This is a genomic window from Micromonospora sp. NPDC049900 (assembly GCF_044461025.1).
Taxonomy (GTDB): Bacteria; Actinomycetota; Actinomycetes; order Mycobacteriales; family Micromonosporaceae; genus Micromonospora.
The window spans coordinates 314272-337308 of record NZ_JBITKM010000001.1 but is presented as its reverse complement, the minus strand read 5'-3'; the positions used below and the strand labels follow the sequence as shown (position 1 = coordinate 337308).

Annotated in this window: 21 protein-coding genes; 15 read left to right on the top strand and 6 right to left on the bottom strand. The window is 71.3% G+C overall.

The genetic code is table 11. The features are described from left to right. Positions 1-147: 147 nt before the first annotated feature. Positions 148-798 carry a phosphate signaling complex protein PhoU gene (phoU, locus tag ACIBMZ_RS01555; RefSeq protein WP_396690956.1) on the top strand — a complete coding sequence of 217 codons (651 nt, stop codon included), beginning with the start codon at positions 148-150 and terminating at the stop codon, positions 796-798. A gap of 89 nt (positions 799-887) precedes the next feature. Here the strand turns inward: phoU and ACIBMZ_RS01550 are convergent, their stop codons facing one another. Further along, positions 888-1655 (bottom strand): phosphoglyceromutase, encoded by a 768-nt coding sequence (locus ACIBMZ_RS01550; RefSeq protein ID WP_350693055.1) that lies wholly within the window; start codon positions 1653-1655, stop codon positions 888-890. A 153-nt stretch (positions 1656-1808) separates the two neighbouring features. Between ACIBMZ_RS01550 and ACIBMZ_RS01545 the strand changes: the two genes are divergently transcribed. Then, positions 1809-3116 carry an MDR family MFS transporter gene (locus ACIBMZ_RS01545; RefSeq protein WP_396690059.1) on the top strand — a complete coding sequence of 436 codons (1308 nt, stop codon included), beginning with the start codon at positions 1809-1811 and terminating at the stop codon, positions 3114-3116. A gap of 49 nt (positions 3117-3165) precedes the next feature. Beyond that, on the top strand, positions 3166-4500 hold the full coding sequence (locus ACIBMZ_RS01540; RefSeq protein ID WP_396690057.1) for an MFS transporter: 1335 nt from the start codon (positions 3166-3168) through the stop codon (positions 4498-4500). Between the two features lie 382 nt (positions 4501-4882). Here ACIBMZ_RS01540 and ACIBMZ_RS01535 read toward each other — a convergent pair whose 3' ends face one another. The 3 genes from ACIBMZ_RS01535 to mshA all read right to left on the bottom strand — a co-directional run bounded on the left by ACIBMZ_RS01535 (position 4883) and on the right by mshA (position 8235). Next, positions 4883-5968, bottom strand: coding sequence for a hypothetical protein (locus ACIBMZ_RS01535; protein ID WP_396690954.1), 1086 nt, complete (start codon positions 5966-5968; stop codon positions 4883-4885). Positions 5969-6265: 297 nt separating this feature from the next. Further along, positions 6266-6790 carry a YbjN domain-containing protein gene (locus tag ACIBMZ_RS01530; protein WP_396690055.1) on the bottom strand — a complete coding sequence of 175 codons (525 nt, stop codon included), beginning with the start codon at positions 6788-6790 and terminating at the stop codon, positions 6266-6268. 92 nt (positions 6791-6882) lie between these two features. After that, positions 6883-8235 carry a D-inositol-3-phosphate glycosyltransferase gene (mshA, locus tag ACIBMZ_RS01525; RefSeq protein WP_396690053.1) on the bottom strand — a complete coding sequence of 451 codons (1353 nt, stop codon included), beginning with the start codon at positions 8233-8235 and terminating at the stop codon, positions 6883-6885. Positions 8236-8444: 209 nt separating this feature from the next. On the opposite strand from mshA, the gene ACIBMZ_RS01520 reads away from it, so the two are divergent. Beyond that, positions 8445-9248 carry a class I SAM-dependent methyltransferase gene (locus ACIBMZ_RS01520; RefSeq protein ID WP_396690051.1) on the top strand — a complete coding sequence of 268 codons (804 nt, stop codon included), beginning with the start codon at positions 8445-8447 and terminating at the stop codon, positions 9246-9248. Between the two features lie 106 nt (positions 9249-9354). Here the strand turns inward: ACIBMZ_RS01520 and ACIBMZ_RS01515 are convergent, their stop codons facing one another. Next, positions 9355-10437: a UDP-N-acetylmuramate dehydrogenase gene (locus tag ACIBMZ_RS01515; protein WP_396690049.1), complete on the bottom strand. Its 1083-nt coding sequence runs from the start codon at positions 10435-10437 to the stop codon at positions 9355-9357. Positions 10438-10507: 70 nt separating this feature from the next. Here ACIBMZ_RS01515 and ACIBMZ_RS01510 point away from each other — a divergent pair, with 70 nt between their 5' ends. The 9 genes from ACIBMZ_RS01510 (at position 10508) to ACIBMZ_RS01470 (ending at position 20303) form a co-directional block, all read left to right on the top strand. After that, positions 10508-11269, top strand: coding sequence for a maleylpyruvate isomerase family mycothiol-dependent enzyme (locus ACIBMZ_RS01510; protein WP_396690047.1), 762 nt, complete (start codon positions 10508-10510; stop codon positions 11267-11269). Positions 11270-11449: 180 nt separating this feature from the next. Beyond that, positions 11450-12754 carry an ABC transporter substrate-binding protein gene (locus ACIBMZ_RS01505; RefSeq protein WP_396690045.1) on the top strand — a complete coding sequence of 435 codons (1305 nt, stop codon included), beginning with the start codon at positions 11450-11452 and terminating at the stop codon, positions 12752-12754. A gap of 115 nt (positions 12755-12869) precedes the next feature. Beyond that, the gene (locus ACIBMZ_RS01500; RefSeq protein WP_396690043.1) at positions 12870-13877 is read left to right on the top strand and encodes a carbohydrate ABC transporter permease; all 1008 of its coding nucleotides are present in this window, start codon (positions 12870-12872) and stop codon (positions 13875-13877) included. Between the two features lie 156 nt (positions 13878-14033). Continuing rightward, the gene (locus tag ACIBMZ_RS01495) at positions 14034-14867 is read left to right on the top strand and encodes a carbohydrate ABC transporter permease (protein WP_131051540.1); all 834 of its coding nucleotides are present in this window, start codon (positions 14034-14036) and stop codon (positions 14865-14867) included. 148 nt (positions 14868-15015) lie between these two features. After that, positions 15016-16386, top strand: a complete 1371-nt coding sequence (locus ACIBMZ_RS01490) for a GH1 family beta-glucosidase (RefSeq protein ID WP_396690040.1) — start codon at positions 15016-15018, stop codon at positions 16384-16386. A 19-nt stretch (positions 16387-16405) separates the two neighbouring features. Beyond that, positions 16406-17413 carry a LacI family DNA-binding transcriptional regulator gene (locus tag ACIBMZ_RS01485; RefSeq protein ID WP_396690038.1) on the top strand — a complete coding sequence of 336 codons (1008 nt, stop codon included), beginning with the start codon at positions 16406-16408 and terminating at the stop codon, positions 17411-17413. A gap of 120 nt (positions 17414-17533) precedes the next feature. Continuing rightward, positions 17534-17944, top strand: a complete 411-nt coding sequence (locus tag ACIBMZ_RS01480) for a RidA family protein (protein ID WP_396690036.1) — start codon at positions 17534-17536, stop codon at positions 17942-17944. A gap of 322 nt (positions 17945-18266) precedes the next feature. Continuing rightward, on the top strand, positions 18267-19220 hold the full coding sequence (locus ACIBMZ_RS01475; protein WP_396690034.1) for an endonuclease domain-containing protein: 954 nt from the start codon (positions 18267-18269) through the stop codon (positions 19218-19220). A 336-nt stretch (positions 19221-19556) separates the two neighbouring features. Further along, positions 19557-20303 (top strand): SAM-dependent methyltransferase, encoded by a 747-nt coding sequence (locus ACIBMZ_RS01470; protein ID WP_396690032.1) that lies wholly within the window; start codon positions 19557-19559, stop codon positions 20301-20303. 131 nt (positions 20304-20434) lie between these two features. Here ACIBMZ_RS01470 and ACIBMZ_RS01465 read toward each other — a convergent pair whose 3' ends face one another. Continuing rightward, positions 20435-21226, bottom strand: a complete 792-nt coding sequence (locus ACIBMZ_RS01465) for an EI24 domain-containing protein (protein ID WP_396690030.1) — start codon at positions 21224-21226, stop codon at positions 20435-20437. A gap of 154 nt (positions 21227-21380) precedes the next feature. Here ACIBMZ_RS01465 and ACIBMZ_RS01460 point away from each other — a divergent pair, with 154 nt between their 5' ends. Together ACIBMZ_RS01460 and ACIBMZ_RS01455 are read left to right on the top strand one after the other, a co-directional pair. Continuing rightward, the gene (locus tag ACIBMZ_RS01460) at positions 21381-22289 is read left to right on the top strand and encodes an ABC transporter ATP-binding protein (protein ID WP_396690028.1); all 909 of its coding nucleotides are present in this window, start codon (positions 21381-21383) and stop codon (positions 22287-22289) included. A gap of 10 nt (positions 22290-22299) precedes the next feature. Continuing rightward, the gene (locus ACIBMZ_RS01455) at positions 22300-23034 is read left to right on the top strand and encodes an ABC transporter permease (RefSeq protein WP_396690025.1); all 735 of its coding nucleotides are present in this window, start codon (positions 22300-22302) and stop codon (positions 23032-23034) included. Positions 23035-23037 lie beyond the last annotated feature (3 nt).

The following is a 23037-nucleotide window of genomic DNA, read 5'->3' as shown; positions in this document are numbered from 1 at the left end:
GCACTCTCACTTCCGGGAAAGTTCACCTGCGCGTCCGGCTCAGTTCATCGGCGTTCACCTGAGGTCCTCCCGGTGCTCCTAGCTTGGGCGGCGTACCTGCACGAACCCCGCCGGCCCGCTGCCGGCACCGACCGACAGGACGTGAGCATGCGCGACGAGTTCCGGGCCGATCTCGACACGGTCAGCCAGATGCTGGTGGAGATGGCCGAGGGGGTACGGGCGGCGCTGCGCCAGGCGACCCGGGCCCTGCTCACCGCCGACCGGCAGTCGGCCGAATCGGTGATCGCGGGCGACGCCGGGATCGACGCGCTCTACCGGCAGGTGGAGGAGCGGGTCTGCGACCTGCTGGCCCGCCAGGCACCGGTCGCCTCCGACCTGCGCGCCATGATCACCGCGCTGCACGTCGCCGCCGACCTGGAGCGGATGGGTGACCTGGCCGACCACGTCGCCAAGACCGCGCTGCGCCGGCACCCGTCGCCGGCCGTCCCGGCCGAGCTGCGACCGGTCTTCACCGACATGGCCGGCATCGCCGACCGGATGGCCGAGAAGATCGCCTCGGTGCTGGCGCGTCCGGACGCCACCGTCGCCGCCGAACTGGACGGCGACGACGACGCGATGGACGAGCTGCACAAGGGGCTGTTCGGGGTGCTGCTCGGCGAGGACTGGCCGTACGGCGTGGAGACGGCCATCGACGCGACCCTGCTCGGGCGCTTCTACGAGCGGTTCGCCGACCACGCGGTGAACAGTGGCGAGCACGTGGTCTACCTGATCACCGGCGAGCCGGTGACCCCGGCCTGAGACCGAAGGAAGGGTCCCCTGCTAACGCCTCGCGTATAGCAGGGGACCCTTCCTAACGTCCGAGCCCGAGCCCGACGGGCCGGGTGCGATCAGCGGCCCTGGTTGGCCACCGCGGCGGCGGCGGCCTTGGCGGCCTCCGGGTCGAGGTAGGTGCCGCCCAGCGTCTGCGGACGCAACTGCGGGTCCAGGTCGTAGCGCAGCGGGATCCCGGTCGGGATGTTGAGCTTGGCGATCGCCTCGTCGCTGATCTGGTCCAGGTGCTTCACCAGCGCCCGCAGCGAGTTGCCGTGCGCCGCCACCAGCACGGTCCGGCCGGCCAGGATGTCCGGCACGATCGAGTCGTACCAGTACGGCAGCATCCGCTCGACGACGTCCTTGAGGCACTCGGTACGCGGCATCAGCTCGGTCGGCAGCAACGCGTACCGGGGGTCACCCACCTGCGACCACTCGTCGTCGTCCGCGATCGGGGGCGGCGGGGTGTCGTACGACCGGCGCCAGAGCATGAACTGCTCCTCGCCGTACTCGTTCAGGGTCTGCTTCTTGTCCTTGCCCTGTAGGGCGCCGTAGTGCCGCTCGTTGAGCCGCCACGACCGCCGCACCGCGATCCAGTGCCGGTCGGCGGCGTTCAGGGCCAGCTCGGCGGTGCGGATCGCGCGGCGCATCACGCTCGTGTGCACCACGTCGGGAAGCAGGTCGTGCTCGCGCAGCAGCTCGCCGCCGCGGCGCGCCTCGTTCTCCCCCTTCTCGGTCAGGTCCACGTCGACCCAGCCGGTGAAGAGGTTCTTGGCGTTCCAGTCGCTTTCGCCGTGCCGCAGCAGGACCAGCGTCCCGACGGTGGGTCCCTCGCTAGCTGTCATGCGGATCATCCTGCCGCAACCCGCGATCGGACGCGCGGGAAGGGGGGTGACGACCACCACGTGGAAAACGGGGTGACCGGTCTTCCGGCCGACATCTAAGTTGTAATGGATCATCTCGATTATTGGTCATTACCGAAACGGGGGTGCGCCCAGGTGCGCGCGATACGGGGCTGGTTCCGGGACACCACAGGCGGGCTACCGAAGACGTTCTGGTATCTCTGGACCGGGACGCTGATCAATCGCCTCGGCTCGTTCGTCCTCGTCTTCCTCGCCATCTATCTGACCCAGGAACGCGGCTTCTCGGCCTCGCAGGCGGGCCTGGTGATCGGCGCGTGGGGCGTCGGCGGCGCGTTCGGCACCACCGCCGGGGGTACGCTCACCGACCGTTGGGGACGGCGACCCACCCTGCTCACCGCCCATCTCGGCGCGGCGACCATGATGCTCGCCCTCGGCTTCGCCCGGGACCTGTGGACCATCGCGGCGGGCGCGCTGCTGCTCGGCCTCTTCGCCGAGGCCGCCCGGCCGGCGTTCGGCGCGATGATGATCGACGTGGTGCCGGAACGGGACCGGCTGCGCGCCTTCTCGCTCAACTACTGGGCGATCAACCTCGGCTTCGCCTGCGCGGCGGTGCTGGCCGGCTTCGCCGCCCAGGCCGGTTACCTGCTGCTGTTCGTGGTCAACGCGTCTACCACGCTGGTCACCGCACTGATCATCTTCAACCGGGTACGGGAGACCCGCACGGTCACCGTGAGCGTGCCCCGCGACGGCAAGCCCACCGGCGCACTGCGCACCATCCTCACCGACCGGGTGTACCTGGGCTTCGTGGCACTCAACCTGCTCGGCGCGCTGGTCTTCCTCCAGCACATCTCGATGCTGCCGATCGCGATGGCCGACTCCGGCCTGACCCCGGCCACGTACGGCTCGGTGATCGCGCTCAACGGGGTCCTCATCGTCGCCGGCCAACTCTTCGTACCCCGGCTGATCCGGGGTCGTAACCGCTCGCACGTGCTCGCCCTGGCGGCGGTGGTGATGGGCGTCGGCTTCGGCCTGACCGCCTTCGCCGACGTGGCCTGGTTCTACGGGCTCACCGTGCTGATCTGGACGTTGGGCGAGATGCTCAACTCGCCGTCCAACGCCACCCTCATCGCCGAACTCTCCCCCGGCGAGCTGCGCGGTCGCTACCAGGGCGTCTTCTCGCTCTCCTGGCAGCTCGCCGGGGCGGCGGCACCGATCCTCGGCGGCCTGGTCCGGGAGCAGGCCGGCAACGCCACCCTCTGGCTGGGCTGTGCCGTCATCGGCGCGGTGATGGCGGTGGGTCACCTGGTCTCCGGACCGGCCCGGGAACGGCGCGCGCTGGCGCTGCGTACCGCCGGGGCCGCCCCCGTGGTGACCGTGCAGTCGACCGCCCCGCAACCGGCGGCGCCCCAGGCGGCCGAGCCGGTGGCCACCGGCAAGAGCTGAGCCCGCCCCTGGCCCCACCCCTCCGGGCGGCTCAGGCAAGATCTGTTAGGTGTCCGAACAGATCGAGGAGGTCGGGGTGCGGGCCGCAGACCAGCACGACGGCGGTACGGCCACCGGGTCGCGCCGCTGGCTCGCCGACACCGCGGGTGGACTGCCCGCCACCTTCTGGTACCTCTGGGCCGGGCTGCTGATCAACCGGGCCGGCGCGTTCGCGATGCTGTTCCTGTCGCTCTACCTGACCGCCGCCCGGGGCGCGAGCGAGTCGCTGGCCGGGGTGGTCGTCGGGGCGTACGGCGCCGGTGGGGCCGCCGGGGTGCTGCTCGGCGGGGTGCTGGCCGACCGCTGGGGGCGACGGTCGACCCTGGTGTTCGCGCACCTGGTCACCGCCGGGCTGATGGTCGCGCTCGCGCTGAGCCAGCACCTCGCGGTGATCGCGGCGCTCGCCCTGCTGGTCGGCGTGACGCACTCGATGCCCAGCCCGGCGTTCGTCGCGGCGATCGTCGACGTGGTCCCGGAACACCGCCGCTCGCGCGCCTTCAACCTCCAGTTCTGGGCCTTCAACCTGGGCATGGCGGTGGCCTCGCTGCTCGCCGGGCTGCTGGCCGAGGCGAGCTACGTCGCGCTCTTCCTGGTGGACGCCGCCGCCACGCTGGCCACCGCGCTGCTGATCGCCTGGAAGGTCCCGGAGACGCTGCCCGCCCGGTCGGCACCGGCAGCGGGTACGACACCGGAACCGCCGACCTCCGTCCGGCGTACGCGTCGCCCCGGGCTACACACCGCGCTCACCGACCGACACTTCCTGGTCTTCGTCGGGCTGACCTTCGTGCTGGCGGTCCTGACCATGCAGGCGTCGACGATCATGCCGTTGGCGATGCGCGCGGACGGGCTCGGCCCGTCGGCGTACGGCACGGTGGTGGCCCTCGGCGGGGTGCTGATCGTGCTCGGGCAACTCTTCGTGCCCCGGCTCATCGACCGGCACCGCAAGGGCAGCGTCCTGGCCCTCTCCACGGCACTGCTGGCGATCGGCTTCGGTGCGCTGGCCGTCGCTGACGACCTCGTCTTCTACCTGGGCGCGTGCGTGGTCTGGACGGTCGGCTCCATGCTGGCCGCGCCGCCGAACGCGCAGATCAACGCCGACCTGGCACCACCGGCCCTGCGGGCCCGCTACCAGTCCGTGTTCTATCTGGCCTTCCCGGCGGCGTCGTTCGTGGCACCGACGCTCGGCGGGTTCAGCCTTCAGCAGTGGGGCGACGCACACTGGCTGATCGTCGGCGCGCTGGGACTGGTGGCGGCCGGTGGCCACCTGCTCGCCGGGCCGCCTCGGGAACGCCGGGTGGCCGCGCTGCGGCAGGCTCCGGTGGAACCGGTCGCCGCCGCGTCCTGAGACGCCCCGCGAGACGCGTGGTGCCCGGTACGCGGGGCGTACCGGGCACTCGCGTCGTACGACCGGCGGCGGCGGGCGGCACTCACCCCCGTAAGCGACGCCCGCTCGCGCCGCCGGTCCAAACAGGTGGGGCACCGTCCCCCAACGGTGTTGATCCACCCGTCCCCCGACACCCCACTCGGTGCACGGACCTGATCGGTCCGCCGCTCCCCCGAACGGTTCCGAGCGTGGCGCGGTGCAATAAAGTTAGTTCGGCCAGCAGGGGCGATTCAACTCGAACGGCTGTCTCGCCCGTCACAACGCGCCGTTCCGGTCCCAGGACCAGCGCGTTCACCCCTACCTGGCGCCAACAGCGGGTACCCGACCGCGATTCCCGCAAACCTCAGCCGTCCTCCCGATCGGGTGACTCGGTACGGAAGAAGTTGCTCGGCCGACCGTCCCGCAACTGCTCCTGGAAGATCAGGTTCAGTCGCCGCAGATCGAAGGTACGGAACCACTCCTCCCAGGTGATCTCCCGGATCCGGCTGCTCTCCCGGTACCCCGGGATGTTGAACGTCAGCACCCCGGCCCGACCGTCCCGCTCCGTACCGCTGATCGTCGCCGGCTTCGCGCCACGCGCCCGGGCCCACCGCTGGATCACGTCGTGGTTGCTGGTGACCAGGCTGCGGCCGGGACGTTCCGGCCGATCCTGGAGCGAGGCGATGACCTGCGACGATCGGATCGACCGAGCGGTCGACCGGCCGGTACGCACCGCACCGCCCCGGGACGACGTGGCCTTCGCCGCCCCGGCCCGGCCCGGCGTGGCCGTACCCGTGGTGCTCTTGCGGGCCGTACCGGTCGTCTTGCGGGCCGCCGTGCTCCTACGGGCCGCCGTGGCCTTGCCGGCCGTGGTGGCCTTGCGGGCCGGAGTCGTCTTACCGGCCGCCGTCGTGCGGGCCGCCGTGGCCTTGCGGGCCGGGCCCGCCGTGGCCTTGCGGGCGGTGGTCGCCTTGCGGGCGGTCGTGGCCTTCCGCGCCGTCGTGGCCTTCCGGGCCGTCGTGGCCTTCCGGGCCGTCGTGGCCTTCCGGGCCGGAGTCGTCTTGCGGGCTGCGGTGGTGCTCCGGGCCGGGCTGGTGCTCCGAGCCGCAGCGGTGCTCTTGCGCGCCGTGGTGGTGCTCGTGCGGGCGGTCGTGCTCTTGCGGGCGGTGGTCGTCTTGCGGGCCGCAGCGGTCGTCGCCTTACGGGCCGACGTGGCGCGCTTGGCGGGTGCCGCCTTCGCCCGGCCCGGCGCGGTACGGGCCGACGTGGTCTGCCGCGTCCCGGACGCCTTCGTGGCCTTGGCCCGACCGGCCGGGCCACTGCTGCGGCGGGCGGCGCCACCGGAGCGCATGGTCTTGGCCAGCGCCTTCACCAGCTCCGGCTTACGCAACGCGGAGATGCCCGAGACGCCGTACCGCCGCAACTGGCCCCGGATGTCCTCCGCCCGCATCTGCGAGATCTCCGACTCCGACATCCGGGCGGTGCTGCTGTTCCGTCGTGTGGTGCTGGTCGCGGTCCCGCCGCGACCCGAGCTGCTTCGCTGAGCCATGGACGCTCACGCTCCTCGACACTCGGTCTCGGCGCGGCGGGTCCCAACGCCGCACCGCGCGGTGCGGCGGCTTACCCGTCAGGAGCGATCCGAATCCCCGTTCGTGCCGAACGGCTCGCCTCGCTGCGGCAACGTCCCGCCCTGCGACGCCGACGGCTGACCGTGCGGAGACGGCTCACCGTGCGGAGTCCGCTCGACTTACGGAGATGTCTCACCCTGCGGAGACCGCTCGGCCTGCGGCGACGGCTCGAAGAGGTGGGCGAAGGCGGCGAGGTTCGCGGTGGATTCGCCCCGCTTGACCCGCCACTCCCACTCCCGCCGGATGGAACCGCCGAAGCCGATCTCCAGCATCGTGTCGAAGGACTCGTCGGCATAGGTGAGGACCGCGCCGAGCAGCCGGTCGAGTTCGTCGGCGTCGACACCGGCGGGGTTGACCCGGCCGGTCAGGTAGACGTCCCCGACCGCGTCGACGGAGAAGGACACCGCGTACATCCGGGCGTTGCGTTGCAACAGCCAGGCCCACAGTTCCTCGCGGCGCTCGTCCGGCTGGCGCATCACGAACGCCTCGATCCGCAGCGCGTGCTCGCCGACGATCAGGTTGCAGATCGTCTTGAGTTTGTGCGTGCCGGGCAGGGTCACCGCGTACGACCCCGGGCCGGTGGACTCCCAGTCCAACTCCCGCTCGGCGCAGACCGACTCGATCAGGGCCCCAAGGTCACTCATCGGATCAACTCTACGGATGCAAGGAAGGGACCCCTGCTATACACGAGGCGTTAGTAAGGTGCCCTTCCTTACATCCAACCTCACGCGCAGCGCTACCAGGAGCGGGATGCGGTGAGTTCGGCGGTGAGACGGGCCCGGTGGGCGGCGATCGCCTCGCCGTAGACCGTCAGCAGGCTCTCGGCGGTGCGGTGCCAGGAGAAGTCGCGAGCGTGTCGGGCCGCCGCCACGGACAGCTCCGCCCGCAGGGCCCGGTCCGGCAGCAGGCGGCCGAGCGTACGCGCCCAGTCGACGGGATCGTGCCCACCGACCAGTACGCCGCTGACCTGATCGCGTACCGCGGTCACCAGGCCGCCCACGGCGGCGGCCACCACGGGCGTACCGCAGGCCTGGGCCTCCAGCGCGACCAGTCCGAAGCTCTCGTTGTACGACGGCACCGCGACCAGGTCGGCCGCCTGGTAGAGCAGGGGCAGGTCGGTGCCGGTGCGCGGCGGCAGGAAGTGCACCCGGTCGGTGACGCCGAGCGTGGCAGCCAGCTCGATCAGCGCGGTGGGCCGGTCCAGGCCGCTGCCGCTGGGACCGCCGCAGATCACCACCGCCACCTCCTGCGCCAGGGCCGGGTCCCGGTCACGCAACGCCGCGATCGCCCGGATCAGCACGTCCGGGGCCTTCAGTGGCTGGATCCGACCGACGAAGGCGACCAGATGCCCCCGGACGGGCAGGCCGAGCCGGGTACGGGCGGCGACGGTGGCGGCCTCCCGGTCGCCGGTGACCGGGCGGAACCGGTCCAGGTCCACGCCGGGTTCGACGACCGCGACCCGGGCCGGGTCGGCGTCGTACCGGTCGATCAGGTCCCGCGCCTCGACCTGGGTGTTCGCCACCAGCCGGTCGGCCTCGGCGACCACCTGCTCCTCGCCGATCACCCGGGCCTTGGGTTCCGGCCGGTCCCCGACGGCGAGCCGCGCGTTCTTCACCTTGGCCAGGGTGTGCGCGGTGTGCACCAGCGGTACGCCCCAGCGCTCCTTGGCCAGCCAGCCGACCTGGCCGGAGAGCCAGTAATGGGAGTGGATCAGGTCGTAGTGGCCCGGTGGGCGGGCCGCCTCGGCACGCAGCACTCCGGCGGTGAAGGCGCAGAGTTGGCCGGGCAGTTCCTCCTTGGTCAGTCCTTCCAGCGGACCGGCCATCACGTGCCGGACCTGCACGCCCGGGGCGACTTCCACCACCGGGGGCAGGTCGCCGGAGGTGGCACGGGTGAAGATCTCCACCGCCACGTCCGCCTCGGCGAGCCGCCGGGCGACCTCCAGGATGTAGACGTTCATGCCACCCGCGTCGCCGGTGCCCGGCTGGTGCAGGGGTGAGGTGTGCACCGAGAGCGTCGCGATCCGTCGGGGACGGGGCCACGGGAGGGCACCTCGCTGACGTCCGACACCGGTGTGCATTTCCGCCACGTCCGCTCCCTTTGCCACGGTTGATGCCGACGCGCGCCACCGGCGCTCCTGCGTCAACCTCCACGCCGGATGTCATCTTCCCGATCGGCGGCCGGAAATACGCCGTCCAGGCGGCCCGGCGTGACCGACCTCATCACCAGGGTGCCGCTGTCCGGGGACGACGGCAGCGGCGAGAATGGCCGGATGAGCCGTGTCACCGGGTCCGTGCGATGGCGAGACTGAGGTCCCGGCCGCTCGGTGTGGTGACCCGGGGCACCACCAATCCCAACCGGCTGCGCCGGGTGGACAACTGGATGGTGGAGAACTGCGCCGACACGCTGCGGGCCGCGCCGGACCCGCTGGTGGTCGACCTCGGCTACGGCGCCACACCGGTGACGGCGGTGGAGCTGCGCGCCCGGCTGGCCGCGCGGGTCCGCGCCGACGTGCGGGTGGTCGGGCTGGAGATCGATCCGGTACGCGTCGACGCCGCCCAGCCGGCCGCCGACCCACCCGGTCTCACCTTCGCCCGGGGCGGCTTCGAGCTGGCCGGGCTCCGGCCCACCGTGGTCCGCGCGTTCAACGTCCTGCGGCAGTACGACGAGAGCGAGGTGGCCGCCGCCTGGACCACCGTGCTCGCCGGGCTGGCTCCGGGCGGGCTGCTGGTGGAGGGCACCTGTGACGAGCCGGGTCGACTCGGCGGCTGGATCCTGCTCGACGTCACCGGCCCACGTACGCTGACCCTGGCCGCCCGGCTGACCACTCTGGAGAGCCCGGCCGAGCTGGCCGAACGGCTGCCCAAGGCGTTGATCCACCGCAACGTGCCGGGCGAGCCGATCCACGCCCTGATCCGGGCCCTCGACGACGCCTGGCGGGCCGCCGCCGGCTACGCCCCGTTCGGCCCGCGCCAACGTTGGCTGCGTGCGGTGTCCACGGTGCGCACGCAGGGCTGGCCCGTGCTGCGCCGTCCCCGCGAGTGGCGTCAGGGCCAACTGACGATCCCCTGGCTCGCGGTCGCCCCGCGGGGACGCGTGTAAGGAGGGGTCCCCTACTAACGCCTCGTGTATAGGAAGGGTCCCTTCCTTACATCTCAGCCAGCCCGCCCACGACCGCGGCGCGGCGGGTGTGGGTGCCGGCGCGGCGTCAGATGGTGCAGTTGACGAGGACCGGCTCGGGGTGCAGGGTCACCGCGAACCTCGCCTCGACGGTGTCACGGATCTCGCGGGCCAGCGTGATCAGGGCTTCGGTGCTGGCGGTGCCGGACTGGTTGGTCAGCGCCAGGGTGTGCTTGCTGGAGATGGCGACACCCTCGGGACCGGGGTGCCCCTTGCCGAAGCCCGCCTTGTCGATCAGCCAGGCGGCGCTGACCTTGACCCGGTCCCCGACACCCGGCCAGGCCGGTGGCTCCCCGATGTCGGCGGCCCGTTGCCGCAGCAGCTCGTAGCCGGCGGTGTCCAGCACCGGGTTGGTGAAGAACGAGCCGACCGAGCGGGTGTCCGGGTCGGCCGGGTCCAGCACCATGCCCTTGCCGGCGCGCAGCCGCAGCACGGTGTCCCGCGCCTGGCTCGCCGGCACCCGGTCACCGACGGAGACACCGAGCGTACGGGCCAGTTCCGCGTAGCGCACCGGGCCGGACAGCGGCGAGCGGGCCAGCCGGAAGTCGACCGAGAGCACCACCAGCCGCTGGCTGTACTTGAAGACGCTGGCCCGGTAGGCGAAGCCACAGTCCACCGTGGGGACCGTCGACACCTCCCCGGTGACACGGTCGTACACCTGCACGCCGACGATGGTGTCGGCGACCTCCTGCCCGTACGCCCCGACGTTCTGGATCGGGGTCGCTCCGGTCGATCCGGGGATGCCGGACAGGCACTCCAACCCGGACCAGCCGTTGGCCACGGTCGCGGCGACCAGGTCGTCCCACGGCTCGCCGGCCTCGACCCGTACGGTGACGTTCGCCTCGTCCTCGGCGAGCACGCGCAGGCCCCGGGAGCGGACGAGGACCACGGTGCCGGGGAAGCCGGCGTCGCCGACCACCACGTTGCTACCGCCCGCGAGCAGGAGGATCTCGTCCTGTGCCGCGCGTACCCGGGCGACGATCTCGTCGGCGGTGGTGGCGGTGACGATCCGGCGAGCCGGGCCGCCCAAGCGTAATGTCGTGTATTGCGCCAGATCGCCGGTGCTGGCGGGTTCAGTGGCGACTGTCGGCTGGGCGTAGGCGTCGAACACGCCTTTCACCCTAGGCTGGTGGGTAGCCGCGGCACCCATTGGTGGCCGGGTCACCCCCGGGAGGATGGCGATGAGCAGATTGCAGGGCAGCAAGGACTTCTGGATCGGCGCGCTTCGGACGGAGGGTCCGGCGTTCGCCGCCGCGGTGGCCGAAGCCCCGCCCGAGACACCCGTGCTCTCCTGCCCCGGCTGGACGGTCGCCGACCTGGCCCTGCATCTCGCCGGCGTCTACCGGTGGGCGCACGGGATCGTGGGCTCGGGCGGGACGGCGGCCCCGGAGCGCCGGGCACAGCCGGTCGAGCCGGTGCCGGGTGTGACCCCCGCGGCGCAGTGGCAGCAGGCGTACGACGAGCTGATGACCCTCCTCGACGCCCTCGACCCGGAGGCTCCGGCGTGGAACTGGGCGCCCCAGCCGAAGAGGGCGGGTTTCTGGCCGCGTCGGATGGCCCACGAGACCGCGGTGCACCGCTGGGACGCCCAGCTCGCCATCGCCGCCGGTGAACCGATCGAGGCCAAGCTCGCGGCCGACGGGGTGAGCGAGGTGCTGGACACCTGGCTGCCGGCGGGCCGGCGGGCGGCGACCGGGCAGTGGCGCGGTGTGGTCCGGTTGAGCGCGAGCGACGCCGCACAGGAGTGGTTTCTGCGGCTGCGTGGCGAGGGGGTGGCCCTGCTCGACACCGGCACCATCCTCGACCACGACGAGCACCACGCCCGGGTGCACGTCAACGGCACCGCGAGCGACCTGCTGCTGGCGCTCTGGGGGCGGGTCAGCTTCGACACCCTGACCGTGGCTGGTGACCGCGCCCTGCTGGACGGGGTCCGCGCCGCCTGAGTCCCACCGTACGGCACGCCACGGGCGGCCCTCCCGATCGGGAGGGCCGCCCGTGGCCATTCTGTGACCTCGTCGAGAGAGCGCTCTCTTGACATCGATCGACGGCGGACCGCAAGCTTCGTGAGAGCGCTCTCTGGGCCTTATCCACCACCACCCCCGACCTGAGAGGGGTCACCAGACATGGGCACCTTCCCGCGCCACCGCCTCGCTGCGGTCGCCCTGGCCACCGTCGGCGCGTTGCTCGTCACCAGCGGCTGCGGTGGCGGCGACGACGCCGAGGACGGCACGATAACCCTCACCGTCGACGTCTTCGGACAGTTCGGCTACGAGGAGCTGTACAAGCAGTACATGGACGCCAACCCCGGCGTGAAGATCGTCGAGCGGGGCACCGGCGGCAACCTCGACGAGTACTCGCCGAAGCTGACCCAGTGGCTCGCGGCGGGCAAGGGCGCCGGTGACGTGGTCGCCATCGAAGAGGGTCTGATGGTCGAGTACAAGGCCAACCCGGACAACTTCGTCAACCTGCTGGACCACGGCGCCGCCGATCTCAAGGGCAACTTCCTGGAGTGGAAGTGGAACCAGGGGCTCACCGCCGACGGCCAGAAGCTGATCGGCCTCGGCACCGACGTCGGCGGCATGGCCATGTGCTACCGCACCGACCTGTTCGACAAGGCCGGGCTGCCCACCGATCGCGAAGAGGTCTCCAAGCTCTGGCCGACCTGGCAGGAGTACATCGCCACCGGTGAGAAGTTCAAGGCGGCGAACACCGGCGCCGCGTTCCTGGACGCGGCGACCAACACGTTCAACACGATCGTGCTCCAGACCGCCGGCAACGCGCAGGGCTACCACTACTACGACACCAGCGACAACCTGGTGGTGGACAGCAACCCGGCGGTGAAGCAGGCCTGGGACACCACCATGGCCATCATCAACGCCGGCCTCTCCGGCAAGTACGGCTCCTGGTCCGACGAGTGGGTCTCCGCCTTCAAGCAGTCCAAGTTCGCCACCATCGCCTGCCCCGCCTGGATGACCGGGGTGATCGAGGGCAACGCCGGTCCGGAGGCCAACGGCAAGTGGGACATCGCCCGGGTGCCCGGTGACGGCGGCAACTGGGGCGGCTCGCACCTGGCCGTGCCGCGCCAGAGCAAGAACCAGGACGAGGCGATCAAGCTGGTCAAGTTCCTGACCAGCGCCGAGGGCCACATCGGTGCCTTCAAGCTCAAGGGTCCGCTGCCGTCGTCGCCGCAGGCGCTGGAGGACCCGGCCATCACCGAGGCCACGAACGCGTACTTCTCCGGCGCGCCGGTCGGCCGGATCTTCGGTGAGGGCGCCAAGACCCTCAAGCCGGTCTACATGGGCCCGAAGAACCAGGCCGTACGCACCGAGGTCGAGAACGCCGTCCGCACCGTCGAGCTGGGACAGCGCAACCCCGAGCAGGGGTGGCAGGACGCGATCGCCAACGCCAAGAAGGCCGCCGCCAAGTAGCCGGCCCGACGGTCCCCACCCCGTCGCCGATCCACCGCACCCGACGCGTCCACCCCGACGCGACGGAGGCCGGCGGATCGGCGCGGGGCGGGGGCGTGGAAAGGAGTCACGGGTCATGGCGTTGCAGCTCGACGCGCACCCGCCGGCCACCCCGGCACCGCGGAACACCCGCCCGCCCCGGTCCGGCCGACTGAGCCGGATCGACGCGAAGTACTCGCCCTACCTCTACATCGCCCCGTTCTTCGTGATCTTCGCGATCTTCGGGGCGTGGCCGCTGGCGTACACCTTGTGGGTCTCGCTGCACGACTGGGACCTGCTCGGCAGCGATCCCACCTTCATCGGCGCGGACAACTACACCCAGTTGCTGGTCGACGGCGACTTCTGGCACTCGGTGGTGAACACGCTCGGCATCTTCGTGATCAGCACCGTGCCGCAGTTGCTTCTGGCGCTCTGGCTGGCCAACCTGCTCAACCGGCACCTGCGTTTCCGGACCGGCTGGCGGATGGCGGTGCTGGTCCCCAACGTCACCTCCACGGCCGCCGTGGCGATCGTCTTCGGGGTGCTGTTCGGTCGCGAGTTCGGCATGGTCAACTGGATGCTCGACCTGGTGGGCCTCGATCCGATCGGGTGGAAGTCCGACCGGTTCGCCTCCTGGGTGGCCATCTCCGCCATGGTCGACTGGCGCTGGACCGGCTACAACGCACTGATCTTCCTGGCCGCCATGCAGGCCATCCCCCGCGACCTGTACGAGGCGGCGGCGATCGACGGCGCGAACCGGGCCCGGCAGTTCTGGGCCGTCACCGTGCCGCTGCTCAAGCCCACGATCATCTTCTGCGTCATCATCTCCACCATCGGCGGGCTCCAACTCTTCACCGAGCCCCGGCTGTTCCACTCCGGCACCAACGCGATCCGGGGCGGCCCGATGCGCGAGTCGCAGACGCTGACCATGTACATGTTCGAGAACGCCTTCGCGCCCTACTACAACTTCGGCTACGGCTCGGCGGTGGCGTGGCTCCTCTTCGCCCTGATCGCCATCGTCGCGGCGATCAACGTACTGATCATCCGCCGGCTCGGGGCCGGTGCCCGCCCGAACGTCGGCGGGCGGAAGGGAGGCCCTCGATGAGCGAGCGTAGCGAGCGAGTCCTTCGGTTCAGCGCGTTGGGGCTTCGTCGCGACGCCGAGCAGAGCGAGGTGGCGCGATGAGCGAGCGCAGCGAGCGAGTCCATCGGTTCAGCGCGTTGGGGCTTCGTCGCGACGCCGAGCGCAGCGAGGTGGCGCGATGAGCCGGCTCTGGCGGGCCAGCCCGCTCACGTACTGCGCGTTGATCGCCGCCACCGTGATGTCGCTCTTCCCGATCTACTGGATGTTCGTGGTGGCCAGCCGCAGCAGCGACGCGATGGGGCAGTTGCCGCCACCGATGACGCCCGGCGGCAACCTGGGCGCCAACATCGCCCGGTTGTTCGACAACACCGACGCCTACTTCCTGACCGGTCTGATCAACTCCGCGATCGTGGCGACCACGGTCACCGTCTCGGTGGTGTTCTTCTGCAGCCTGGCCGGGTTCGCCTTCGCCAAGCTGCGGTTCCGGGGCCGCAACGCGATGCTGATGGTGATCATCGCCACCATGATGGTGCCCACCCAGCTCGGCGTCATCCCGCTGTACATCCTGATGACGAAGCTGAACCTGAACGACCGGCTGCCCGCCGTGATCCTGCCCGCCCTGGTCACCGGCTTCGGCGTGTTCATGATGCGGCAGTACGCCGGTCAGGCGGTCAGCACCGAGCTGATCGAGGCGGCCCGGGTGGACGGATGCGGCACCGCCCGGATCTACTGGAACGTGGTGGTACCGGCACTGCGGCCGGCCGCCGCCGTGCTCGGCCTGCTCACCTTCATGACCACGTGGAACGATTTCCTCTGGCCGTACGCGGTGCTCAACGATCCGGAGAATCCCACCGTGCAGTTGTCGCTGCGTGCCCTGTCCGACGGCTACTACCAGGACATGTCCCAGGTGTTCACCGGTACGGCCATCGCCACGCTGCCGTTGCTGCTGGTGTTCGTCCTGTTCGGCCGCCAGATCATCGGCGGGATCATGGAAGGTGCGGTGAAGGCGTGAGCGAGCGTCAGCGAGCGAGCCATCAACACCCGGGTGGCTCAGGCAGACACGCAGCGAAGCGGAGTGCCGGCATGAGCGAGCGTCAGCGAGCGAACCATCGACACAGGGCCGTGCCTCGTGGCGGCACGCAGCGAAGCGGAGTGCCGGCATGAGCGAGTTGAGTTTCCCGGAGAACTTCCTGTGGGGTGCGGCCACGGCGGCGTACCAGATCGAGGGGGCGGCCCGCGACGACGGGCGCGGTGACTCGATCTGGGACACCTTCAGCCGTACGCCGGGCAAGGTCCACGCCGGGCACACCGGCGACGTCGCCTGCGACCACTACCACCGGTACGCCGACGACGTGGCGATGATGGCGGAGCTGGGCCTCCAGGCGTACCGCTTCTCGGTGTCCTGGCCCCGCATCCAGCCCGACGGCAGCGGGCCGGTAAACCCGCGCGGCCTGGACTTCTACGACCGGTTGACGGACGCGCTGCTGGGGCGGGGCATCGACCCGATCGTCACCCTCTACCACTGGGACCTGCCGCAGACGTTGCAGGACCGGGGCGGCTGGACCGACCGGGACACCGCCGAGCACTTCGCCACCTACGCCAGTGCCGTGCACACCCGGCTCGGCGACCGGATCGACACCTGGACGACGCTCAACGAGCCGTGGTGCTCCGCGTACCTCGGGTACGGCAACGGAGTGCACGCGCCCGGCGTGCAGGACGCGGGGGCGGCCTTCTCGGCCGTACACCATCTGCTGCTCGCGCACGGCCTGGCCACCCAGGCCCTGCGCAGCCGCGGTGCGGCCCGGGTCGGCATCACGCTCAACCCCGCCGACGTGCAGCCCGCCGACGCGGACAGCGCGGCCGATGCCGCCGCCGCACGCCTGGTCGACGGCCTGCACAACCGGATCTTCCTCGATCCACTGCTGGTCGGCGGATACCCGGACGACGTCCGCGAGCACGTGGCGCGGCTGGTCGAGCCGACCTTCGTCCGGGACGGCGACGAGAAGATCATCGCGGCACCGATCGACCTGCTGGGCATCAACTACTACTCGCCCACGTACGTCGCGGGCCGTCCGGACGGCGGCGGGGGCGGTGGCGCGTACCCGGGTACCGAGGGCGCGGTGGAGTTCCTGCCGGCGGTCGGTCCGCTGACCGACATGGGGTGGATGATCGAGCCGGCCGGGCTGACCCGGCTGCTGGAGCGGATCGCCACCGACTACCCCGGCGTGCCGTTGCTGATCACCGAGAACGGTGCGGCTTTTCCGGACAAGACCGCCGACCCGTCCAGCCCGCTCCAGGACTCGGACCGGATCGCCTACCTCGACGGCCACCTGCGTGCCGCGCACGAGGCCATCGCCCGGGGCGTCGACCTGCGGGGCTATCTCGTATGGTCATTGCTGGACAACTTCGAGTGGGCCGAGGGGTACCGGAAGCGATTCGGCATCGTGCACGTCGACTACCTCACCCAGCGGCGTACACCGAAGTCGAGTGCCCGGTGGTACCAGGAGGTGATCTCCCGGAACGGGCTGTGACGAGATGGTGGTTTCTCCTATGACGGGGGCGCAGCGGCCCACTCTGGAAGCGGTGGCGCGACGGGCCGGAGTGTCCCGGGCCACCGTCTCCCGGGTGGTCAACGGCTCGACCACGGTCGCCGAGCCGATCCGGGAGGCGGTCCGCCAGGCGGTGGCCGAGCTGGGGTACGTGCCGAACCTGGCCGCCCGTACCCTCGTCACCCAACGCACCGACTCGATCGCCCTGGTCATGCCGGAGGAGGCCACCCGGGTCTTCTCCGACGACCAGGTGTTCCCGGGCATCATCCGGGGTGCCGCGCAGGAGTTGGAGGCCGCCGACAAGCAGCTCGTGCTGATGCTGGCCGGCTCACCGGCCGGTCACGAGCGGGTCGAGCGGTACACCACCGGCCGACACGTCGACGGGGTGCTGTTCGCCTCGCTGCACGGCGCCGACCCGCTCCCCGCCAAGCTGGCCGCGCTCGGCATCCCGGTGGTGTGCAGCGGCCGTCCCCTCGACGGCGCCGACATCCCGTACGTCGACGTTGACCAGGTGGCCGGCGTGACCCGCGCGGTCCGGCACCTGATCGACGGGGGCCGTCGCCGCATCGCCACGATCGCCGGTCCGCAGGACATGGTGGCCGGGATCGAGCGGTTGACCGGCTACCGGGAGACGGTGACCGCCGCCGGGCTGCCGGAGATGGTGGCCGTCGGCGACTTCACCCGCGAATCCGGGGCGGCGGCCATGCGGGAACTGCTCGACGCCCACCCCGACCTGGACGCCGTCTTCGCCGCCTCGGACCTGATGGCGCACGCCGCCATGCGTACGCTCCGCGAGACCGGACGACGGGTGCCGGACGACGTGGCGGTGATCGGTTTCGACGACATCGAGACCGCCGCCTACACCGATCCGCCGCTGACCACCGTGCGCCAGCCGATAGTCGAGCTGGGTCGGCAGGGCACCCGCCTGCTGCTGCGTCTGGCCGCCGGGGAGGACGTCGAACCGGCGCTGATCCTCCCCACCGAGCTGATCGTCCGCGAGTCCGCCTGAGGGGTGCGGGTGCGGGTGTAAGGAAGGGCACCTTACTAACGCCTCGTGTAGAGCAGGGGTCCCTTCCTAACACCGAAACCAGGTGGTGACCGGCTCGCCGGACTGGTTAGCCTGCCGCGCATGTCCAGCTCCATCCGATTGCTGCCCGTGCCTGCCCTCACCACCGCCGCCCCGTACGCCTATCTGGCCACCGTGGAACCCTCCACCCGCCTGATCTACACCGCAGGTGCCTGCCCGCTGGACGCCGACGGGAACACGGTCGCCCCCGGTGACTATGCGGCCCAGGCCCGACAGGTCATGGCCAACCTGGAGACCGCGCTGCGCGCCGCCGGTGCCACGCTCACCGACGTGGTCAAGAGCACCGTCTACGTGGCCTCGTCCGAGCAGGCCGACCTGATCGCGACGTGGGACGTGGTACGCGACGCCTTCGGCGACCACGACGCACCGAGCACGCTGCTCGGCGTGGCCGTGCTCGGCTACGCCGACCAGCTCGTCGAGGTCGAGGCCGTCGCCGCCGTCCCGGCAGGCTGACGGGCTGACGGGCTGACGGGCTGACGGGGCTACGTTCCGCCGCCTCCGCGGTGCCATCCGTGACAGCGCTGCCGACCGCCACCCTTGAGGACGTCACCAGCCGCGCTCCGCGCGAGCGGCACCGGACGCGTTCCCGACGACGACGCCAGCCGTGATCTTGACGACGCCGCAGCCGTCGGCCAGGGGCGCGATCGGTGCGAGCGGCGCAGCTTGCCGTACCTCGGCTTGCCAGTCACGGGAAGGCGGCGGCGACACGAAGGTGGGTAGATTTACTGTCGTTCCAGCGACAACAAATCTACCCACCTCCCGATTCAATCGATTCGTGCGGATACCCCGAGATGACGCCGATCCGTTGCAGTGGTTGCTGTTCGAGCAAGCGGCGATCATCACCTCGGCGCAGGCCACCGCCGCGCTGAGCCCGTCACGGGTACGCCACCTGTTGGCCTCCGGGCGATGGAGCCGGGTGTGTCGGGGCATCCTGCGGGCCGAGCCGCCCGACGGGGCGTACTCCCGGGCACAAGCACAGTGGGTGGCGGTGCTCGCGGCCGGGGAGGGCGCGCTCCTCGCCGGGCTGGCGGCGGCGACGGCGGGCGGGCTGCGCGGCACCTATCGCTACGACACCGTCGACGTGCTGATCCCGCACGATCGCCAGCGCGCCGACCTGCTGCGCCGGCTACCACTCGGCCTGCCTGCGGTCCGGGTACGCCGGGCCCGCCACCTCCCCGACACCGACCGCCAGCGGGGCCGCCCCGACCGTACGTCGATGGCACGGTCCCTGGTCGACGCGGCGCAGTGGATGCGTACCGACGACGAGGCGCAACAGATCCTCGCGGCCGGCTGCCAACAGCGGCGGACGACCCCGGCGGAGATCGGGGCAGTGCTGGACCGGATGCCCCAGGCCCGCCGGGGCGCGCTGATCCGGGAGACGCTGCACGACATCGCGGGCGGCGCGGAGGCGCTCTCCGAGATCGACCTGACCCGGCTGTGCCGTCGCCATGGGCTGCCGCCGCCGCAGGGACAACATCGGCGTCGGGACACCGACGGGCGGGTGCGTTACCTGGACGCCTACTGGCCGCGCTGGCGGCTGCATGTGGAGATCGACGGCGGGCACCACATGGACGTCCGGCACTGGGCCGCTGACCTGCGCCGACAGAACAAGATCTGGATCGAGGGCGACCGTATCCTCCGCTTCACCGCCTTCGACGTCCGACACCGCCCGGCCGAGGTGGCAACCCAGCTCCGCGCGGCCCTGGAGGCTGCCGGCTGGCAGGGCTGACGGGTGGGGTGGGGAGATTTGCAAGGACCCCACCGGCCGCACCCTGGCCTTCGGACCGACGGCGTGGCGGACGTTCATCGCCCAGCTCGGCGAGCGAGCCTGACCCAGACCTACGACGAAGCGCCCGCCCGATCGTGGCGGGCGCTTCGTCGTCGAGAAGGCGAGCAGCTCAGCGCAAATCGGTGGAAGTGTCGGGGACAGCGTGCCTACGCTGGCCGGACTCAAGAGGACGTGCTGAGCGAGGTGCATTGATGACGGTCCGAGCAGCGGCGACCGGCTCCGGTCGACCGCCTTTCGCGCACGCCATGACCGCATCACCGCAAAGGAGCATCTCCCGTGGATCTGCCACGCATCTTCACCATTCGCGAGAGTAACCACCGCATTCACAACCCGTTCACCCCCGGCAAGCTCGCCGCCCTGGGCCAGGCGCTGCGTCTGGCCCCCGACACCCGTGTGCTCGACCTGGCCAGCGGCTCGGGCGAGATGCTGTGCACCTGGGCCCGGGACCATCAGGTCACCGGGACCGGGGTGGACATCAGCACGGTCTTCACCGAGCAGGCCCGCGCCCGCGCGGCGGAACTCGGCGTCGCCGACCGGGTCACCTTCGTGCACGACGACGCCTCCGGTTACGTGGCGGACGAGCCGGTCGATCTCGTCGCCTGCGTCGGCGCCACCTGGATCGGTGGTGGCGTGTCCGGCACCGTCGAACTCCTGAGCGGCAGTCTCCGCCCCGGCGGTCTGATGCTCGTCGGCGAGCCGTACTGGCGTCGGGAGGTGCCGGACCAGCAGACCGCCGAAGCATGTCTCGCGCAGAGCGTGGACGACTTCCGGCTGCTGCCGGAGTTGGTCGAGCAGTTCGGCGACCTCGGGTACGACGTCGTGGAGATGCTGCTGGCCGATCAGGACAGTTGGGACCGCTACCAGGCGGCACAGTGGTTGAACCTGCGCCGCTGGCTCGACGCGAACCCCGACGACGAACTGGCCGACACGGTACGGGCGGAGCTCACCACCGAGCCTGTCCGCTATACGCGCTACCAGCGTGAATACCTGGGCTGGGGCGTCTTCGCACTGATCGCCCGCTGAGCGGGTCCGCAGCGTCCGCACGGCGTTGAGAAGGGGCGGGGCGGCACGTCTGCCCCGCCCTACAAGGCGTCAGCCGGTCGCGTGGACCCGCTCGGCGGTGATGTCCCCCTCGACCAGCGTGACGTCCATGCTCACGCCTCGGTGATGGGTTGGCCGAGCGTGCGGCGGGCCAGCAGGGCGGCACCGGCCACCGCCGCCGGCATCAGGAGGACGGCACCGAGCGGGATCAGGAAGCAGACGAAGACGGCCACACCGAAGCCGAGCGCGGTGGGTCGGTCCGCCTTCAACACGGCCCGCCGGTCCCGCAGGCCCTTGCCCCGGCGGTGGAAGGGTGCCCCCACCAGCTCGACGGCGAGCAGCCAGCCGCCGACCGCCGCGCCGATCACCGGGACGACGGTCTGGCCGAGCAGCGGGATGAACCCGGCCGCGAACAGCGGGACGCCCACCAGGACGGCCAGCGCCACCAGGCGGAGCGAGTCGGCGATGCTGCGCCGCAGCGACGGCCAGAACGGCACGTCGACCGCGTCCGGGGTGCCGCCGTACCGCTGCTCCACCCGCTCGGAGATCTTCTCGTAGAACGGGTCACCGATGACCAGCGTGACCGCCGTGAAGGTGAGCACCGTGAGCAGGCCGCCGAGGCCGAGGATCGCCAGGCCGGCGATCACCCGGACCGCGTTGCGGGCGGTCGTCGCCCAGTCGTCGGCGAACGGGGTCACGAAGCGGGCCAGGTCGCCGACGAAGTACACCAGGGCGGCGTACGCGGCGAGGAAGATCGTCCCGGAGATCAGCGCGGGCACGATGCCGAGCAGCATCAGGCCGGGGCTGCGGACGTACAGGGCGAGCCCGCGCAGCAGCAGCGCGGCACCGCCGACGAACCGGCGGGCGCTGCCCACGGCGGCACCGGGGATCGCGGATGCGTTCACGCCGCAGAGCCTAGTCACCGCCGCCACATCCACCGGTTGACGGATCGCCGGGATCAACCGGGGCCGCCGCCGGGCGTCGCCCGTTGGTCGATCCGCTGCCGGGCCGCCGCCGCGACGCTTGAGGGGTACGCGAACACGGCGGCGGGGAGGCGGCATGTCGGTCATCGAGGTGACCAGTCTGCACAAGCGGTACGGCGAGACGGTGGCGGTGGCGGACGTGTCGTTCACCGTGGCGGACGGGGAGATCTTCGGCGTACTCGGGCCGAACGGTGCCGGCAAGAGCACCACGGTGGAGTGCGTCGCCGGGCTGCGTGTCCCTGACGGGGGCGGGGTGTCGGTCCTCGGGCTCGACCCCCGCCGGGACGGTGCCCGGCTGCGCCAGCAAGTCGGGGTGCAGCTCCAGGAGAGCCAACTGCCGGACCGGCTGCGGGTCGCGGAGGCGCTGGAGCTGTACGCGTCGTTCTACCGCGAGCCGGACGACCCGGCGCGGCTGATCGACGAACTCGGCCTCGGCGAGAAGCGGCACACGCCGTACGCGAAGCTCTCCGGCGGGCAGAAGCAGCGGCTCTCCATCGCGTTGGCGCTGGTCGGCAGGCCCCGGATCGCCATCCTGGACGAGCTGACGACCGGTCTGGACCCGCAGGCCCGGCGGGACACCTGGGACCTGATCGAGCGGGTACGCGACCGGGGCGTGACGATCGTGCTGGTCACCCACTTCATGGCGGAGGCCGAACGGCTCTGCGACCGGGTGGCGGTGATCGACCGGGGGCGGGTGGCGGCGCTGGACACGCCCGCCGGGCTGGTCGCGGCGGTGGCACCGGAACGACGGGTGCGGTTCCGGCCCTCGGCACCGCTCGACGACCGACTACTCACCGACCTGCCGCAGGTCAGCGCAGTGACGCGGACCGGGACGCAGGTGGTGGTCACCGGCACCGGCGAGCTGCTGCACGCGGTCACCTCGATACTCGCCCGGCACCGGATCACCGCCGCCGACCTGCGGGTGGAGCAGGCGAGCCTCGACGACGCGTTCGTCGAGCTGACTGGGCACCGGCTCACCGACTGAAGGGACGACGATGCACGCCTTCGGACAGATCCTCAAGACCGAGACCAAGCTCTATCTGCGGGACCTCCCGACGCTGCTGCTCACCATCCTGCTGCCCACCGGGATCCTGCTGGTGCTCGGGCTGGTCCCGTCGTTCCGCGTACCGGACCCGAACTTCGGTGGGCGGTCCTTCCTCACGTACTTCACCCCGTCGCTGCTGGTCGCCTCGGTGGCGATGGTCGGGGTGAACGTACTCCCGTCGGTGCTGGCCACCTACCGCGAGCGCGGCATCCTGCGGCGGTTGGCGACCACTCCGGCGAGCCCGGCGGCGCTGCTGGTCGCCCAGCTCGTCCTGGCGCTCGCCGGGATCCTGACCAGCGCGGTGCTGCTCGCCCTGGTCGCCCGGTTCGCGTTCGGCTCGCCGTTGCCGCAGCGTCCCTGGGGGTTCGCCGCCGCCCTGGTCCTGGGTACGGCGGCGTTGCTGGCGCTGGGTCTGGTGATCGCGGCGGTGGCCGGCTCCGGCCGGTCGGCGCAGGCGATGTCGGTACCGCTGTTCATGGTGGTGATGTTCTTCGGCGGGGTCTACCTGCCCCGGTTCCTGCTGCCCGACGTGCTGGCCGACCTCGGTGCGTATCTCCCGCCCGGGGTGCAGGCGCTGTTGGACGCCTGGACCGGCACCGCACCGGACCCGCTGCACCTGGGGATAATGGCGGCGATCGCCCTGACGGCCGGCACCGTCGCGGCGAGACTGTTCCGCTGGCAGTGAACG

Excerpts from the sequence above, each read along its gene's own strand:
- ACIBMZ_RS01505 (WP_396690045.1), top strand. The coding sequence starts at position 11,450 with ATGGGCACCTTCCCGCGCCACCGCCTCGCTGCGGTCGCCCTGGCCACC.
- ACIBMZ_RS01535 (WP_396690954.1), bottom strand. The coding sequence starts at position 5,968 with ATGCGGGCGGAGGACATCCGGGGCCAGTTGCGGCGGTACGGCGTCTCG.
- ACIBMZ_RS01490 (WP_396690040.1), top strand. The coding sequence starts at position 15,016 with ATGAGCGAGTTGAGTTTCCCGGAGAACTTCCTGTGGGGTGCGGCCACG.
- ACIBMZ_RS01510 (WP_396690047.1), top strand. The coding sequence starts at position 10,508 with ATGAGCAGATTGCAGGGCAGCAAGGACTTCTGGATCGGCGCGCTTCGG.
- ACIBMZ_RS01495 (WP_131051540.1), top strand. The coding sequence starts at position 14,034 with ATGAGCCGGCTCTGGCGGGCCAGCCCGCTCACGTACTGCGCGTTGATC.
- ACIBMZ_RS01460 (WP_396690028.1), top strand. The coding sequence starts at position 21,381 with ATGTCGGTCATCGAGGTGACCAGTCTGCACAAGCGGTACGGCGAGACG.
- ACIBMZ_RS01455 (WP_396690025.1), top strand. The coding sequence starts at position 22,300 with ATGCACGCCTTCGGACAGATCCTCAAGACCGAGACCAAGCTCTATCTG.
- ACIBMZ_RS01530 (WP_396690055.1), bottom strand. The coding sequence starts at position 6,790 with ATGAGTGACCTTGGGGCCCTGATCGAGTCGGTCTGCGCCGAGCGGGAG.
- ACIBMZ_RS01485 (WP_396690038.1), top strand. The coding sequence starts at position 16,406 with ATGACGGGGGCGCAGCGGCCCACTCTGGAAGCGGTGGCGCGACGGGCC.
- phoU (WP_396690956.1), top strand. The coding sequence starts at position 148 with ATGCGCGACGAGTTCCGGGCCGATCTCGACACGGTCAGCCAGATGCTG.
- ACIBMZ_RS01480 (WP_396690036.1), top strand. The coding sequence starts at position 17,534 with ATGTCCAGCTCCATCCGATTGCTGCCCGTGCCTGCCCTCACCACCGCC.
- ACIBMZ_RS01520 (WP_396690051.1), top strand. The coding sequence starts at position 8,445 with ATGGCGAGACTGAGGTCCCGGCCGCTCGGTGTGGTGACCCGGGGCACC.
- ACIBMZ_RS01550 (WP_350693055.1), bottom strand. The coding sequence starts at position 1,655 with ATGACAGCTAGCGAGGGACCCACCGTCGGGACGCTGGTCCTGCTGCGG.
- ACIBMZ_RS01500 (WP_396690043.1), top strand. The coding sequence starts at position 12,870 with ATGGCGTTGCAGCTCGACGCGCACCCGCCGGCCACCCCGGCACCGCGG.